We start from the raw sequence: 14984 nt of genomic DNA, 5'->3' as shown, positions 1-14984 counted from the left end.
AGTGCGGGGCAAGCGTGCTCACTGCGCGAAAGCCTTGGCCAGCGCGGCGTCGGCGACATCGCTGCGCCCTGCCAGATCGAGCACGATCGCCCCTTCGATAGTCACCAGGATTGTTTGCGCGGCGCCCTGTGCATCAGGATCATCCGCCGGCAAATGCGCCGCGATCCAGCCCAGCAGCTGCCCGACGATCCGGTCGCCGACCCTCAGATAAGCAGTCTCGCCCGCCGCAGCCGCGGCCAGGATCTGCATCCACACCCGCATGGCCGGGCGCATCTGCGCTGATCGCGAAATCGCGGCAAGCTGATCAAGGCAGGCTTTGCGCGTGGCAGCCCGCCCGGTCATTTGCGCGTGGAGAGTATCCCCGTACATCGTGCCGAGCGCGGTCAGGATCTCGGCAATCAAATCCTGCTTGCTCCCGAAATGATAGATCAGCATCCGGTCGCTCGTGCCCGCCGCGCGCGCCAGCGGGCGCAGGCTGGCGTCGGCAAGGCCGTGCTGCAACACATGCCCGACCATCGCCTGAACCATCGCGTCTTTCGTCAGCACCACGGCCAAACACTTTCCTGTAGCGATCGCTACATAATCGGTTTATGTAGCGGGTGCTACAAACGATTCGTTCAATTCAGGAAGGCTTAGCATGACCAATTTCGAATTGCTGTTTATCGCCGGAGCCGTCTGCGGTCTGCTCTTCATGGTCCTGTTGGCGTCGGGGCGGACCGGGCTGGGCCGATGGGCCATTCCGGCTCTGCTTTCAGCAGGCTTCTTTGCCTTTTCGCTCATTCCCATCATCAAGGAAGGGCCAATCGGGTTTATCGCCAACCACACTGTCAATTTCTGGGGCGTCCAGGTGTGGTACGATCTGGTCTTCGCGCTCAATACGGCCCTTTTTCTCGCCGCCCCCCGCGCGCGCCGCGTTGGCATGGCAATCGGGCCATGGCTGATCCCTGTCATGTTCCTTGGCAGTATCGGGCTGTTCGCACTGCTGGCCCGGCTGTTCTGGCTGGAGCGGACCGCGACAACCCAGGCCTGACGCACGCGCAAGAACGTTGCGCTGCTGCGCGCCGCCCGATAACGGGCGGCGATGGGCGCGCGCTTTTCGACCGACCGGGATCCGTGGCTGTGGTGCGCAGCGCTGGCCATGGCCTTTACGGCGCTGGCCTGGTGGCACCTGCATATCCCGTCCAAGATCTATTTCGACGAAATCCATTACGTCGTTGCCGCACGCAAGATGCTCCAGGGCCTGCGCGTCAATGCAGAGCATCCGATGCTGGGCAAGTCGATCATTGCCGCAGCGATCCGTTACCTGGGCGATACGCCGCTGCACTGGCGTATTCCGTCCGCGATCGCTGGCGGAGTGGGTCTTTACGCCTTTTCCCGGCTGGTCTGGTTCGCCAGCGGCAGCGCACGCGCGGCGTTGATCGCGGCGTTCCTGGTGGCGACCGACTTTGCCTGGTTCATCCAGAGCCGCATCGCGATGCTCGACATGTTCATGGCCTGCTTCGGCATGATCGCGCTGTGGCAATTTGCCGCCGCCGTGCGCCGCCCCCGCCAAGGCCGCTGGCGGCTGGCACTGAGCGGCGTTTTTGCCGGGCTGGCGCTGGGATCGAAGTGGTCGATCGCCCCGGCGCTGATCCTGCCGGGCCTGGTCTTCCTGGCGCTGCGCCTGCGCTATGGCCTGCGCGCTGCAACCACCACGCGCGGAGCGCCGGTGCCGGGCGTATCGCTGATCGAGGCGGCCCTATGGCTTGGCCTGGTTCCGCTGGCGGTCTATTGGCTGACCTTCTGGCCAGCGTTTCACTGGGCGGTCAATCCAGCCAACCCGTGGGATCCGATCGGCTGGCACAAAACCATGCTCAAACTGCAGGACAGCGTCGTCAAACCGCATCCCTATCGCAGCTACTGGTACCAGTGGGTCGGTAACTGGCGCGCAGTCTGGTATCTGTACCAACCAATCGACGGAGCGCAGCGCGGAATTGTGCTGATCGGCAATCCCTTCACCATGCTGGCAGGGTTGCCCGCCCTGGGCTGGGCGCTGTGGGCCGGGATCCGCCGCCGCCGCTGGGATGCGCTGGGCTTTGCTGCGCTGTACCTGGTGTCGATGCTGTTCTGGGCGCTGTCGGGCAAGCCGGTGCAGTTCTATTACCACTATCTGCTTCCCGGCACTTTCATGATGGCTTGCCTGGCCCTTGCGCTTGATACGCTGTGGCAGCGGGCAGACCGCTGGCGCTGGATGACGCCGGCATCGCTGGCACTCAGCGCGGGCATGTTCCTTTATTTCTACCCGATCATCGCGGCCGGCGCGCTGTGCTGCGGCAAACCCAGCTTCGCCCACTGGATGTGGCTGCGTAGCTGGCGCTAATATTTGCCCCAGACAAACTTGGAACTGAGCGCGAAGTTCCACACCGAACCCAGCACGATTCCGACCAGCGCAGCGGGATAGGGGTGGAAGCCCAGCCGCACCAGCGCAGTCGCCGCACCAATATTGGCAAGCAGCCCAAAGGCACAGGTCAGGCCAAAGCGCGCCCAGCCCATCATGATCGGGCCAAACCCGCGCAGCCGCTTGTCGGCATAGGTCAATTCATTGTTGAGCACGAAGTTGAAAGTCATCGCCACCACTGCCGCGGCGGTTTGCGCGACGATGAACGATGCTTCCTTGGGATAGTGACTGACCAGGAATTGCGCGCCGAACACGTTCAGAACCAAGGCCAGCACTGCCATGTGGACAATTACGCCAAGCCCGCCGATGGTCCCGAACAGCGCAAACCGCGTCGGGATCCAGCGGCCCAGCCACTTGTCGTACAGCCCGACAAGAAACTCGAAGATGACGGTGCGGTCCAGTTTGCTTTCGCCCTCGGCCCGCGCGGCAAAGTTCAGCGGAAACTCTTTGACCCGCAGCGGCGCGTCGACCGTGGCCAGGATATCGAGCAGGATCTTGAAGCCAACGCCAGACAGGCGGTGCGCATCGGCGCGCAGCAGCTGGGTCTGCAGCATGAAAAACCCGCTCATCGGGTCAGTCAGTTCGACTCCGGTGACCTTGTTGGCAATACGGTTGGCAAGGTTTGATGCCTTGACCCGGTCGGGCCGGCCCCAGGCCTCGGTACTGGCCCCTTCGGCAAAACGGCTGGCGTAGGCAACGTCAAAATCACCGCTTTCGACCGCGGCCAGCATCTTGGGCAGCAATTCGGGATCGTGCTGGTGATCGGCATCCATTACCGCGACCACGGGCGCAGCCGTGGCGCACATCCCCTCGATCGCGGCCGACGACAGCCCGCGCCGCCCGATCCTTTGGATTACCCGGACGCGGCCGTCTTCCTGTGCCAGCGTGCGCGCTTCGTCGGCGGTGCCATCGGGGCTGTTATCATCGACTATGATGACTTCCCAGCCGATCCCGGCCAGTGCCTTGTCAATTCGCGCAACCATTGTCCGCAGATTGCCGCGCTCGTTGTAGGTGGGCAGGACGACGCCAAGGCGCAGGGTCATGTCACAGTCGCTCCAGTATCGCATCGCCGATTGCGGCGGTGCCCATCGTGCCGCCCAGATCGCCGCTGCGGACCCCGTCGGCAAGCGCCTTGGCCACTGCCGTTTCAATCCGGCTCGCTTGATCCTCAAGATGTAAAGAATGACGCAGCAGCATCGCGGCTGACAGGATGGTCGCCATTGGATTGGCCTTGCCTTGTCCGGCAATGTCAGGGGCGGAACCGTGGATCGGCTCGTACAGCCCGCGCGACCCCTCACCCAGACTCGCCGATGCGAGCAATCCAATTGAACCTACACACATAGAGGCTTGATCAGAAAGGATATCACCGAACAGGTTGCCGGTGACTACCACATCGAATTGGCCGGGATTGCGGACCAGCTGCATCGCCGCGTTGTCAACGTACATGTGGCTTAGCTCAACCTCGGGATAGTCGCGTGCCACTTCGGTCACCACATCGCGCCAGACCTGGCTGGTTTCCAGTACGTTCGCCTTGTCGACCGAGCACAACCGGCCCCGCCGGCCCTGCGCCGCCCTGAATCCGACATGGGCAATGCGCCGAACTTCGCTTTCGCTGTAGGCCATCATGTCCCAGCCTTGCCGCTGACCGTCGGGAAGGGTGCGGATGCCTTTTTCCCCGAAGTAGACATCGCCGTTCAGCTCGCGCACGATCAGCAAGTCGATCGCGCTGGCCACTTCAGGCCGCAGCGCAGAAGCATCTTCCAAACCATTGAAAAGTTTAGCTGGTCGCAAGTTAGCGAACAGTTCCAGTTCCTTGCGCAGACCCAGGATCGCCTGTTCGGGTCGCAAGTGGCGGTCAAGGTGATCGCAGTCGGGATCACCCACTGCGCCAAACAGGATGGCATCGCAGGTCCGCGCCATTTCCAGCGTTTCGGCTGGCAAAGGCGTGCCGTGGCGCTTGGTAGCCACGCCCCCGACATCCCCTTCCATAAGCACCAGATCGGGCAGGCGCAGCGCTTCAAGCACGCGCACCGCCTCGCGGGTAACTTCAGGGCCGATGCCGTCGCCAGCCAGAACCGCTATTTTCATCACGTTCTATCCCATCCGGCCCAGCCGCTCGCGCAGCAGGGCGCGCGCGCCCATAACATCTGCGCGGCGATCGGCAAGAAGATAGCGTTCCAATTGACGGCCCAGCCGGTCAAAATCGGCCAGGCTCTGCACCCAGTCACCAGCCGGCTGCGGCGCGCCTCCGCCGCCGTAACCCAGTTCGCGCAGCAGCAGTGTCTCATAAGCGATCAGCCCCGGCATCCAGCCCCGGGCTGATGGGGCGTGGCATACCGCAGCAAGCAAACCGGACAGCGCTGAAAACAGCGAAGGATACGCATGGCGTTCGGGAAGAGAGCCAGCGGTAAGTGCTGTTATCCAGGATAGGGCAGCGGCGACCAATGGCTCGGAGAGCCAAGGCCCGCGGCTTTCAAGCAGTTCGACACGGGCGAATGGAAGCTGCGTATCGGAACGGGACCGGAAATCCGCTTCGACCAGGTTTCCCGGGATCAGTACCGGCCGCAGGACACGCCCCCGCGCCCCGGCGACATAGGCGGCGACAAGACCGTGCGGCTCGGTCAGGAACCGGGCAATTGCCGCCGTTTCGCCATGTTGGCGGACTGCGCAGACTATGGCCGGGGTGCGAAACTCCATCCCCCCGCTTTGCGTGCAGCGCTGCCCGTTGGCAAGCGCAGCACCGTCCGGTCAGCAACGCTCTGGCGAAATGACCGGATCGGGAAGGATCTTTGCGCTTACAATGCCGCCATGGTCCGCGGCGTATTTGTCTGCCTTGGCCTTGGAAATCAGCGGGCTTTCGCCGCGGCCCATGGTCCAGTTCTTGCCCAGCCGCACCTTGTGGTTGGGCGCACACCATAATTCCCCGCTTTCATCAATCGCGGTGACCCAGATCAGGTTATGTTCCTGGCCATAATCGATCATGCCGATCGCATAGCCATCGCCCTTGCCCAGAACATGGACGGGAATGGTGGGGTTTAGCTGGGTGAACACGGCAAATCTCCGACTGTTGTAAATCAAACAGCCGGATCGCAGGAGAGTTCCCGCATGAAATCAGCGTTTTGCGGTCATCCTGGCTTCAAGCGCGGCAAGGCGTGACTTGAGCGCTTCGTTTTCTTCCCGCGCCTTGGCCGCCATGTCCTTGACCGCCTCAAACTCGTCGCGCGAGACGAAATCGAGCCCGCCCATTGCTTCCTTCATCCGTTCGCGCGCAGCCTCGCGCGCTTCGCGGCCCATGCCGGCCATGGTTCCGGCTGCACTGTTAAGCAGTTTGGCGATGTCGGCGAACAGGGGGTTTTCACTTTGCATGGCGGGTAAATGGGCGCTGGGTGCAGCTATTGCAAGTCGACGCTGACCGTCGAAGCGGCGCCCCCATCGGCAGCGGGATTGGCGAGAAGGAACTGCCAGTTGAGCACGGTTGCAAAAAGCACCCAGGCCAGGAACGGCGCCATCAGCGCACCGGCCAGCGGGCGCACCCGGTACGCCAGGATCGTCGCGGCCAGTGCTGCCACATCGATTGCGAACAACAGATAGAGCCCGGCGGTTATCCGGTGCCCGGCAAAGAATACCGGCGACCAGCCCAGTATCAGCACAAATGTAACGATCCAGGCAGCAATGGCGGCGCCGCGCCCCCGCGCGCCCCGTGCAGTGATCAGCAGGACCAGAGCCAGCGCGATCAGGGCGAACAGGACCGACCAGACAATGCCGAACACGGCGGGCGGCGGGAAGATTGACGGCTTGACCAGGCTGGAAAACCACGGGCTGGTGGCATCATCACCCAACCGCCCGGACAGAAAGCCCAGCAGTTCAACCACCGGGACCAGCACCACGGCCCAGCGCAGAAAAGACGCCCGCAACTGCGCAGGCGAAGCAAGCTCACTCATTGGCAAATCCTCGATTCGCGAATGCGACGTGGGCGGATAGTGGCGGGGCACAACCAGTCACGCAATCCCGATAACCACGCTTTTCAGCCCCGGTGCGCAGCAATCAGAAACTCGGCATTGCCTTCGGGGCCCTTGATCGGGCTTTCAGCGATGCCTTGCACGGTCCAGCCCAACCCTTCGATCCAGCCCCGTACTTCGCCGCAGACGCGTTCGTGCAGCGCGGGATCGCGCACCACGCCGCCTTTGCCCACTTCGCCGCGGCCCACTTCGAACTGCGGTTTGATCAGCGCGACCAGCTGGCAACCCGGCGCGGCCAGGTGCAGCGGCACGTCCAAAACCTTGGAAAGGCCGATGAAGCTTGCGTCGCAGACTACCCAGTTGCACGGCGCATCAATCAAATCGGCGGTAAGGATCCGGGCACTGGTCTGTTCCAGCACGGTAACACGGGGGTCCTGCCGCAGCTTCCAGGCAAGCTGATTGGTACCCGAATCGACGGCGAAAACCCGCGCCGCACCGCGGCTCAGCAGTACGTCGGTGAACCCGCCGGTCGAACTGCCGATGTCCATCGCAGTCGCGCCGGCAGGATCGAGCGCAAACACGTCTAGCGCATGGGCCAGCTTGATCCCGCCGCGCGAAACCCACGGATGATCTCGCCCGCGCACTTCCAGCGCCGCATCGGCGGCAATCTGCTGGCCGGGCTTGGCAATCCGGGATTCGCCCGAAAACACCGTGCCTGCCAGCACCAACGCCTGTGCACGGGTGCGGCTTTCGGCCAGGCCGCGTTCCACCAGCAACTGGTCCACCCGGGTTTTCGGTGCCTTGCTCATCGCCGCGGCTCCTTCCATAGAAGGGCGGTGAAGGCAATTCGTTCAATCTCCCGCACACTTGTCATCCTTGGCGCCGCCATCGCGCTGAGCAATTGCGTCGCGCCAAAGGTTCCGCCGCCCGCGCCCGCCCCCGCACCGCGCCCCAGACCGGCGCCGCCCCCGCCCCTGCCTGCTGCGCCGGTTGACTGGCGCGATTCGCCGCAGACACCCGGCACCTGGCTGTGGTCGATCAGCGGCGGGCAATCGCGCGCAACCTTTGCCCAGCCGGGCGGCGGCGCCGCAACTTGGCTGTCTTGCGACAGGGCTTCCGGAAAAGTGCTGCTGGCTCGCCCTGGCGCCGGGACCAGCGCTGTTCCGGTGCAGATCACCACGTCGAGCGGCAGCACCCCGCTGCTGAGCGATCCGGCGCTCAGCCCGGCGGGATGGATAGTATCTGCCTTGCCGCCGCGCAGTCCGCTGCTGGATGCGATAGCATTTTCGCGTGGCCGCTTTGCGCTGGAAACGGCCGGACAGCCCACGCTGTTTCTGCCGAGCTGGCCTGAACTGAGCCGCGTGATCGAAGACTGCCGCTGAACGGTCTTGCAGCCTGTTGGGGATAACCCCGACGCAGGCCCGAAGTTACGGATTCTGACGCCAAAAAAAATCTTTGCAAGACTTGTTGTGCAGCGCGGAATGATTCACACATGGTGTCAAGGACGGAGCGGATATCCAACCCGGCCCAGCAACCCGAAAGGGAAGCGAACTTGGCTTCAACAGCGCGAAAGGAGGTGACCGATGTCTCATGGTTCAGCAAGGGGGTCGGTAATCCGCGTCATGGAGCATTATCGCTGAGTTTCACCCACGCGATAAAGGCTTCGTGAGCGGCACTTCCGGCCGCTGACCATGCGAAGGGCGGTTCCTGCTAGGCAGGGCCGCCCTTCTCATTTTCAGGCCCCTTGGAATCGCGAATAGCTGCGGCTATCCCTGCGAAGAGGCAAATGCATCCTTGTCGATAATTTCTTAAACCTTGCGCTTTACGTAATTTTCGTACAAACGCCCGCTTTCGCAATAAAGGAAACCCCCCATGGCGACCCTTGCCGATCCGGCTACCCAGTTCACCCGCCTGCCGCATCCTGCCCCGATGGCAGTGGATGCGCGCGGGGCGGTGCTGGCCGATCCGGGATTTGGCAAGGCGTTTACCGACCACATGGTCACGATCGACTGGGAAGAAGGAAAGGGTTGGCATAGCGCCGTAATCGGTCCGCGCGGCCCGCTCAGTCTCGATCCCGCTGCCGCTGTGCTGCACTATGCGCAGGAAATCTTCGAAGGGCTGAAGGCTTACCGCCTGGCTGACGGATCAACGGCGTTGTTCCGCCCTGATGCCAACGCGCGCCGGTTCAATGCCTCTGCCCAGCGGCTGGCGATGCCCGCCCTGCCCGAAGACCTGTTCATCGCCGCGATCAAGGAACTGGTCCGCGCCGATGCCGACTGGTTCCCCAGCGTAGAAGGCGGTTCGCTGTACCTGCGCCCTTTCATGATCGCGACCGAGGCTTTCCTGGGTGTGCGCCCGGCCAAGACATACTCTTTCATCGTCATCGCCAGCCCGGCGGGCAACTATTTCAAATCGGGCGCGCCAGCGGTGTCGATCTGGGTTTCGGACTATACCCGCGCCGCGCCAGGCGGAACGGGAGCGGCCAAGTGCGGCGGCAATTATGCTGCCAGCCTGGTGCCGACCGCCGAAGCCTTTGCCCGCGGCCACGACCAAGTGCTGTTCCTCGACGCTGCCGAACACCGCTGGGTTGAGGAACTGGGAGGGATGAACCTGTTCTTCGCCTTTGACGACGGGCGGCTGATCACGCCCCCGCTGGGCGGCACGATCCTGCCCGGGATCACCCGCGACAGCCTGATCGCGCTGGCCCGCGACGAAGGGCTGAGCGTAAGCGAGGAGCCCTACAGCCTCGATGCCTGGCGCGCCGATGCGGCCAGCGGCAAGCTGGTCGAAGCGTTTGCCTGCGGCACAGCGGCGGTGGTTACCCCGGTCGGCAAGGTGGCGGATCGGAACGGCGATTTCGTGATCGGATCGGGCGGACCCGGTCAGCTGACCGGCAAGCTCAAGGACCGCCTTGTCGCAATTCAGCGCGGCACTGCGCCCGATCCGCACGGGTGGGTGGTGCCGCTTTAGGCGACCAGCAGTTCGGCGGCCCTGGGGCCTTCTTCCAACAGCCCGATCAGCGCCCGCTCATGGCGTGACAGCCAGCGGGTCTTGCGCGGCAACTCCAGTTCGGCGCGGAACGCCTGCTGGCGATCGACCAGCGCGATGACGGCAGGATGGATATAGGACCGGCGCGCCACGGCCGGCGTGTTGCCCAGCCGATCGCTGACCGCGTTTAACAGCGCCTTCAGCGGCAACGTGCCCTCCGCCTCGGCCAGCAGTTCCAGCCCCAGTGCGCTGGCGTGCCAGGTGCGAAAGTTCTTTGCGGTGATATCGGCGCCGGCGGTCTCGCGCAGGTAATCATTGACGTCCGCCGATCCGACCGGTGCGGGATTGCCATCATCGTCCAGGTACTGAAACAGGTGCTGGCCGGGCAGATCCTGCATCTTCTTGACAAACCGGGCCAGCCCCCGGTCAGTCACTTTCATCTGGCAATCCTTGCCGCTTTTGGCGCGGAACCGCAGAGTCAGCACATTACCCTGCGCCTTGGCATGGCGCATCCGCAGTGTGGTGGCGCCAAAGCTCTTGTTGCTTTGTGCATAGGCTTCGTTGCCGATCCGGATGCCGCCGGTGTCCAGCAGCCGGACGATCGAGGCGATCGCCCGCTCCCGCGTCAGCCGGGGCGAGGCAAGATGCGCTTCGACCCGCTGGCGGACCAGCGGCAGCAACCGGCCAAAGGCAGCGCAGCCATCAAACTTTTCGCCTTCGCGGTGGCTGCGAAAATCAGGGTGATAGCGGTACTGCTTGCGCCCCTTGTCGTCATAGCCGATTGCCAGGATATGACCATTATCCGCCGGGCAGTACCAGGCGTCGCGATAGGCGGGCGGCAAGGCAACGCGGTTAAGCCGGTCAATCTCGCCGCGGTCATCAATGCGTTTGCCGTGCGGATCGAAATAGGCCCAGCCCTTGCCCGCCTTCTTCCTGGTGATCCCCGGCAAACTGTCATCGACGAAGATCAGCCGGGCATTGCCGGCGCGAATGGTCTGGGGCTTGGTCATGCTATCTGAACACACACCGCAGTCTGGCGTTCCCGTCCCTTGCGTACAGGTCCCGCCATCGCCACACTGGTCAGATTGCTGTTTGCCCCGTTACGGAGATCGCCATGTCTGACGCCGAGTATACCCCGCCCAAGATCTGGACCTGGAACAAGGACAACGGCGGACCTTTTGCAGCGATCAACCGGCCGACCGCGGGCGCGCAGAAGGATCACGAACTGCCCGTCGGTCAGCACCCGTTCCAGCTCTATTCGCTGGGCACGCCCAATGGGCAAAAGGTGACCATCCTGTTTGAAGAGCTGCTCGCCGCCGGCCACAGCGATGCCGAATACGACGCCTGGCTGATCAACATCCGCGAAGGCGACCAGTTCGGATCTGGTTTCGTCGCGCTCAATCCCAATTCAAAGATTCCCGCGCTGCTTGACCGGTCGGGCCCGGAACCGATCCGCGTGTTCGAAAGCGGCGCTATCCTGCTGCATCTGGCCGAAAAGTTCGGCGCCTTTATGCCCACAAATGCCAGGGGCCGGGCCGAATGCCTGTCGTGGCTGATGTGGCAAATGGGCAGCGCGCCGATGATCGGCGGCGGGTTTGGCCACTTCTATGCCTATGCGCCGATCAAGATCGAATACGCCATTGACCGTTTTTCGATGGAGACCAAGCGCCTGTTCAGCGTTGCCGACAACCGTCTGGGCGAAAGCCGGTACCTGGCCGGGGACGCCTACAGCATTGCCGATATGGCGGTCTATGCCTGGTTCGGCCTGCTCTATCGCGGCCTGGCCTACAACGATGCGGGCGCGTTTTTGCAGATGCACGAATATACCAACGTCGGCCGCTGGGTGGACGAGATCGGCGCCCGTCCGGCGGTCAAGCGCGGGCAAAAGGTCAACGTTCAGACCGGCCTGCTGGAACGCCACAGCGCAGCAGATTTCGATACACTGGAAACAGCGTAAGTCCCCCCTTGCCCGCAAGGCCTGCTCTGCTAAGAGCGCGCCTTCGTGCTGGGGCGTCGCCAAGTGGTAAGGCACCGGTTTTTGGTACCGGCATTCGCAGGTTCGAATCCTGCCGCCCCAGCCAGCATCGCCGTGCATTCCCGATCCCAGGATCAAGCCCGGCTTGGGCGGGGATCGCTGCCAGCGTTGCCCTGCGGCGATAGGCGGCCGCCTTTTCAGCCCACGCGATGCTTTGGTTTCGGGCACTTACCTTTGCGAAGTGGCGCTCGGCACGGCGGCGCGCTGGCTATTGTTCAGAACGATCTGGACAGGGAAACGACCGCGGTCGCATTGGTCAGCAGATCGCCAAAGGTGTGCGCGGTATCGACGTAGGCGGCGCTTAATTCGAAGCCGGCCAGATCCGCCTTGGCGCCAATCGACCAGTCAAGCTTGTTGTCCGCGAATGCCCCGTTTTCGTGGCCGAAAGTGGCGGTCAGGGTGAACGGACTGTTGCTCAGCGGAAGCTCTGCGTTGATCCCCAGATAAAGGTTGTCCTCTCCGCCGATGTGATCCTGGCGCGGCGCGTAGGCTGCCTCGACGCCCACTTTGGCGGGGCCGGCCTGCACACCCAGACCTGCGCGCAGTTCGACATAGTTGAATTGCCCTGCACCGGGATAGGTGTACCAGGCGGCAGCAAGGTGATAATCGACCGGTCCCAAGGTGTTGGCAAAGCCAAGCGTCACATCCAGTTCAACGTCCGCGCCGCCATTGTCCGCCACGTTCGATCCCCACAGATCAAGATATAGGCCCGATTTGTGAGTCAGCGTGACATTTGGCTGTAACGCGGGCCCCTTGTCCGAAAGCGATACGCCGCGAAAGCGGTAATCGCTGACCAGCGCAATCGATGCATCAAACGCAATAGTCGGCGCCGTATCCGCCGCGCCGGCAGCAGGAACATCCTGCGCATGGGCGGCCGCGCCGCCGATAATCAGACACGAAGCCGTAATTCCGGCTTGCAGGCAGGTCAGATAGCGGCGCATTTTCGGTCCCCCCAGTTGCAGATCATGCGGGGGCTGTATGGCGAAACTTGACTAAGCCACGGTTAACCGTCCGGCAGGATTTTTTGCTGATTAACTAATCGGTCATTAACCGGTTTCTGCGATTCATCGACCCTTGTAGCTGGTGGGGGCCGAGTGCGATGCGAGTTTTGGTTGCCGACGATGATGCATTCGTCATCGAATCCTACAAAGCCTTGTTCGCCACCGCACAGTCAGGACGGGCAGCCAGCAATCTGAGCGCAATGGCCGCATCTCTTTTCGACGATGCCGCGAGCGGGGCCGACAGCGGCGCAGTTGCTTCGCCCGAACCGGTGGTGACTTACGTGCAACAAGGCGGTGATGCCGTGAACGCCGTTCAGGATGCCAAGACCCGGGGCGAGCCATTCCAGCTCATCTTCCTGGACATGCGCATGCCGCCGGGGATCGACGGCAAGGAAACCGCGCGGCAGATCCGCGAAATCGACAGCCAGATTCATATCGTCATGGTCACCGGCTATTCGGACAGCAGCCCGCTCGCCGTGGCACAGGTTGCCGGCCCGCTCAGCCGTCTGTTCTACGTAGTCAAGCCGTTCGAGCCGGACGAAATACTGCAGATGACCCGCGCTTTGGCCGACAAATGGCAGCTTGAGCACGAGCTGGCCCAGGCGCATCTCCAACTCAAGGACCAGGTCCGGCAGCTGGAAGACGCTAACGTCCAACTTGCCGCAAGCGAAGCCCGCGTGCGGCATGCGGCCTACCACGATGCGCTGACAGGACTGCCCAACCGGGCTGCTTTCCTGCGCGAATTGAACACGCGGATCACCAAAGAAAATCTCGATTTTACGGTCGCAATGATCGATCTTGACCGGTTCAAGGCTGTGAACGACATTTTCGGCCATGGCGGCGGGGATGAATTGATCCGGCTGATCGGTAAGGCGCTGCACAGCGCGTTACCGGACGATTGCCTGGTGGCCCGGCTGGGCGGCGACGAATTCGGCGTCATTTTACCATCACCCGAGGCTGTCGGCTTCAAACCGTTGCTGGGCTCCTTGCTTGAGCTGTGCAGCGAAGAACGCCAGATCTTCGGACACTCGGTTCACAGCTGCGCATCGATCGGTTTTGCTGCCTGCAAGACCGAAGGCGAACATGATCCGATAGATATCATGCGCCGCGCCGATCTGGCGCTTTATGCCGCAAAGCAGGCAGGACGCGGGATGATCATGCCGTTCGAGCAATCGCTTGACGACAGTTCGCGCTTCCGGCTTTCGATCGAACAAGGGTTGCGCAGTGCCATCGCTGACAACGGGCTGCAACTCGTCTATCAGCCGATTGTCCAGCTCGACACGCTCGAAGTTGTCGGCTTTGAAGCGCTGGTGCGTTGGGAAAGCGCCGAACACGGCTCGGTTTCGCCAACGCTGTTCGTGCCGATCGCCGAGGAAGGTGCGCTGATCCACGAGCTTTCCAGCTGGGTGGTGCCGCGTGCATTGGCAGCGGCGACACAGTGGCCGGAGCAGTTTGTCTCGATCAACTTCTCACCCCGGCAGTTTCAGCGCCCCAAGCTTTTGCAAATGCTGATCGATTGCTGCGATGAAGCCGGAATCACGCGCGACAGGGTACAGATCGAGATTACCGAGACCGCGCTGTTCGACAATGTCGATATGGCTATGGAAATTGTCCGTGATCTTCAGAAGGCTGGCTTCCGCATTGCCCTGGACGATTTCGGCACCGGTTACTCAAGCCTGTTCAACCTGAAGAACTTCAACATCGACTGCATCAAGATCGACCGTTCCTTTGTCGATGCGCTCGGCCGGGAGAGCAATTCGACCGCGATCGTTGCATCGATCTCGCACCTTGCCAAGACCATGGGACTCAGCGTGGTTGCCGAGGGGGTAGAGAACGAATTCCAGCATCACGCGCTGCAACTGTCGGGCTGTTCGCACATGCAGGGGTTCCATTTCGGCAGGCCGGTCGCGCAGGCGGAGGCAACTGCGAGTGTGACCAGCGAGATGCTGCCAGTGGCAAATCGCAAGTCTGCGGCCTGACCCCGAAACAGCCTGACCGGGACACGCACCATGCTTACAAAGCTCGCATCAGGATGGCGCAATCTGGCCTTGGGGCTCAAGTTCAATCTTGTGTTTCTGCTGGTCGGCCTTGCCGCTCTGGCGGGCGGCGGCTGGATGCTTGACCGCGCGGTCAGCCCGGCTTTCGAGCAGCTTGAACAGCAAGCGGCGCAGGATCAATATGCCCGCGCAGGAGAAGTCCTGGCCACTGCCGTCAAGTTCGCCGAAGATTCAACGACAGACTATTCTGTCTGGGACGACAGCTTCGATTACATTCAAGATAACAATGCCGACTTCGTTCAAGTCAACGCGCCCGTAACGGGGCTGGTCCACGCCGGCGTCAATATCATGGCTTACGCTCGATATGATGGCCAGCCGCGCCTGGTCCGGTATGTAGACCTGGCAACTGGCAAGCAGGATGAGGGCCGAAGCCTGACTATCGCCAGACTTGTCCAGGATCCGGCAATCCGCGCCAGGGTGCAGCGCAGCGGGCAACTGTCCGGGTTCCTGAAGATAGATGGGCGGATCCTGTCAGTTGCCCTGGTTCCGATCGTCCGCAGCGATGAA

Annotated in this window: 17 protein-coding genes and 1 tRNA gene; 8 read left to right on the top strand and 10 right to left on the bottom strand. The window is 62.5% G+C overall.

What is annotated here, in order from left to right; genetic code table 11:
• Positions 1-18: 18 nt before the first annotated feature.
• Complete coding sequence (locus Q0L62_RS10465) at positions 19-549, bottom strand: TetR/AcrR family transcriptional regulator (protein ID WP_296679544.1); 531 nt, start codon at positions 547-549, stop codon at positions 19-21.
• Positions 550-637: 88 nt separating this feature from the next.
• Here Q0L62_RS10465 and Q0L62_RS10460 point away from each other — a divergent pair, with 88 nt between their 5' ends.
• Entirely contained in the window at positions 638-1030 is a 393-nt protein-coding gene (locus Q0L62_RS10460; RefSeq protein WP_296679542.1) for a hypothetical protein, read from the top strand.
• Positions 1031-1081: 51 nt separating this feature from the next.
• On the top strand, positions 1082-2359 hold the full coding sequence (locus Q0L62_RS10455; RefSeq protein ID WP_296679541.1) for a phospholipid carrier-dependent glycosyltransferase: 1278 nt from the start codon (positions 1082-1084) through the stop codon (positions 2357-2359).
• On the opposite strand, the gene Q0L62_RS10450 is transcribed toward Q0L62_RS10455, so the two are convergent.
• From Q0L62_RS10450 to Q0L62_RS10420, 7 genes are all read right to left on the bottom strand, one after another.
• Positions 2356-3480, bottom strand: coding sequence for a glycosyltransferase family 2 protein (locus Q0L62_RS10450; RefSeq protein ID WP_296679539.1), 1125 nt, complete (start codon positions 3478-3480; stop codon positions 2356-2358). The two genes, Q0L62_RS10455 and Q0L62_RS10450, sit on opposite strands and share 4 nt — an antisense overlap.
• Position 3481: 1 nt before the next feature.
• Entirely contained in the window at positions 3482-4525 is a 1044-nt protein-coding gene (gene leuB / locus Q0L62_RS10445) for a 3-isopropylmalate dehydrogenase (protein ID WP_296679538.1), read from the bottom strand.
• 6 nt (positions 4526-4531) lie between these two features.
• Positions 4532-5134 carry a recombination protein O N-terminal domain-containing protein gene (locus Q0L62_RS10440; RefSeq protein WP_296679536.1) on the bottom strand — a complete coding sequence of 201 codons (603 nt, stop codon included), beginning with the start codon at positions 5132-5134 and terminating at the stop codon, positions 4532-4534.
• 51 nt (positions 5135-5185) lie between these two features.
• The gene (locus tag Q0L62_RS10435; RefSeq protein ID WP_296679534.1) at positions 5186-5488 is read right to left on the bottom strand and encodes a hypothetical protein; all 303 of its coding nucleotides are present in this window, start codon (positions 5486-5488) and stop codon (positions 5186-5188) included.
• A 60-nt stretch (positions 5489-5548) separates the two neighbouring features.
• The gene (locus tag Q0L62_RS10430) at positions 5549-5803 is read right to left on the bottom strand and encodes an accessory factor UbiK family protein (RefSeq protein WP_296679532.1); all 255 of its coding nucleotides are present in this window, start codon (positions 5801-5803) and stop codon (positions 5549-5551) included.
• 26 nt (positions 5804-5829) lie between these two features.
• On the bottom strand, positions 5830-6378 hold the full coding sequence (locus Q0L62_RS10425) for a TspO/MBR family protein (RefSeq protein WP_296679531.1): 549 nt from the start codon (positions 6376-6378) through the stop codon (positions 5830-5832).
• Between the two features lie 83 nt (positions 6379-6461).
• Positions 6462-7205: a TlyA family RNA methyltransferase gene (locus Q0L62_RS10420; protein WP_296679529.1), complete on the bottom strand. Its 744-nt coding sequence runs from the start codon at positions 7203-7205 to the stop codon at positions 6462-6464.
• Positions 7206-7232: 27 nt separating this feature from the next.
• On the opposite strand from Q0L62_RS10420, the gene Q0L62_RS10415 reads away from it, so the two are divergent.
• Together Q0L62_RS10415 and Q0L62_RS10410 are read left to right on the top strand one after the other, a co-directional pair.
• Complete coding sequence (locus tag Q0L62_RS10415) at positions 7233-7778, top strand: hypothetical protein (RefSeq protein WP_296679527.1); 546 nt, start codon at positions 7233-7235, stop codon at positions 7776-7778.
• A gap of 490 nt (positions 7779-8268) precedes the next feature.
• Entirely contained in the window at positions 8269-9366 is a 1098-nt protein-coding gene (locus Q0L62_RS10410; RefSeq protein WP_296679525.1) for a branched-chain amino acid aminotransferase, read from the top strand.
• Here the strand turns inward: Q0L62_RS10410 and Q0L62_RS10405 are convergent.
• Positions 9363-10394 carry a DNA topoisomerase IB gene (locus Q0L62_RS10405; RefSeq protein WP_296679523.1) on the bottom strand — a complete coding sequence of 344 codons (1032 nt, stop codon included), beginning with the start codon at positions 10392-10394 and terminating at the stop codon, positions 9363-9365. The two genes, Q0L62_RS10410 and Q0L62_RS10405, sit on opposite strands and share 4 nt — an antisense overlap.
• Before the next feature lie 104 nt (positions 10395-10498).
• Here Q0L62_RS10405 and yghU point away from each other — a divergent pair, with 104 nt between their 5' ends.
• Together yghU and Q0L62_RS10395 are read left to right on the top strand one after the other, a co-directional pair.
• A complete protein-coding gene (gene yghU / locus Q0L62_RS10400; protein WP_296679521.1) occupies positions 10499-11341 on the top strand; it encodes a glutathione-dependent disulfide-bond oxidoreductase in 843 nt (280 codons plus the stop codon).
• 49 nt (positions 11342-11390) lie between these two features.
• A tRNA-Gln gene (locus tag Q0L62_RS10395) sits at positions 11391-11465 on the top strand.
• A 169-nt stretch (positions 11466-11634) separates the two neighbouring features.
• Here the strand turns inward: Q0L62_RS10395 and Q0L62_RS10390 are convergent.
• Positions 11635-12360 (bottom strand): TorF family putative porin, encoded by a 726-nt coding sequence (locus tag Q0L62_RS10390; RefSeq protein WP_296679519.1) that lies wholly within the window; start codon positions 12358-12360, stop codon positions 11635-11637.
• A gap of 158 nt (positions 12361-12518) precedes the next feature.
• On the opposite strand from Q0L62_RS10390, the gene Q0L62_RS10385 reads away from it, so the two are divergent.
• Both Q0L62_RS10385 and Q0L62_RS10380 read left to right on the top strand, forming a co-directional pair.
• A complete protein-coding gene (locus Q0L62_RS10385; protein WP_296679517.1) occupies positions 12519-14399 on the top strand; it encodes an EAL domain-containing protein in 1881 nt (626 codons plus the stop codon).
• Between the two features lie 30 nt (positions 14400-14429).
• Positions 14430-14984: CHASE4 domain-containing protein (locus Q0L62_RS10380; protein ID WP_296679515.1), on the top strand; the 555-nt coding region annotated here is incomplete at its 3' end.

The sequence above is a fragment of the Novosphingobium sp. genome, assembly GCF_024642085.1.
In the GTDB taxonomy this organism is placed as follows: Bacteria; Pseudomonadota; Alphaproteobacteria; order Sphingomonadales; family Sphingomonadaceae; genus Novosphingobium.
This window is presented reverse-complemented; position numbering and strand designations above follow the sequence as displayed.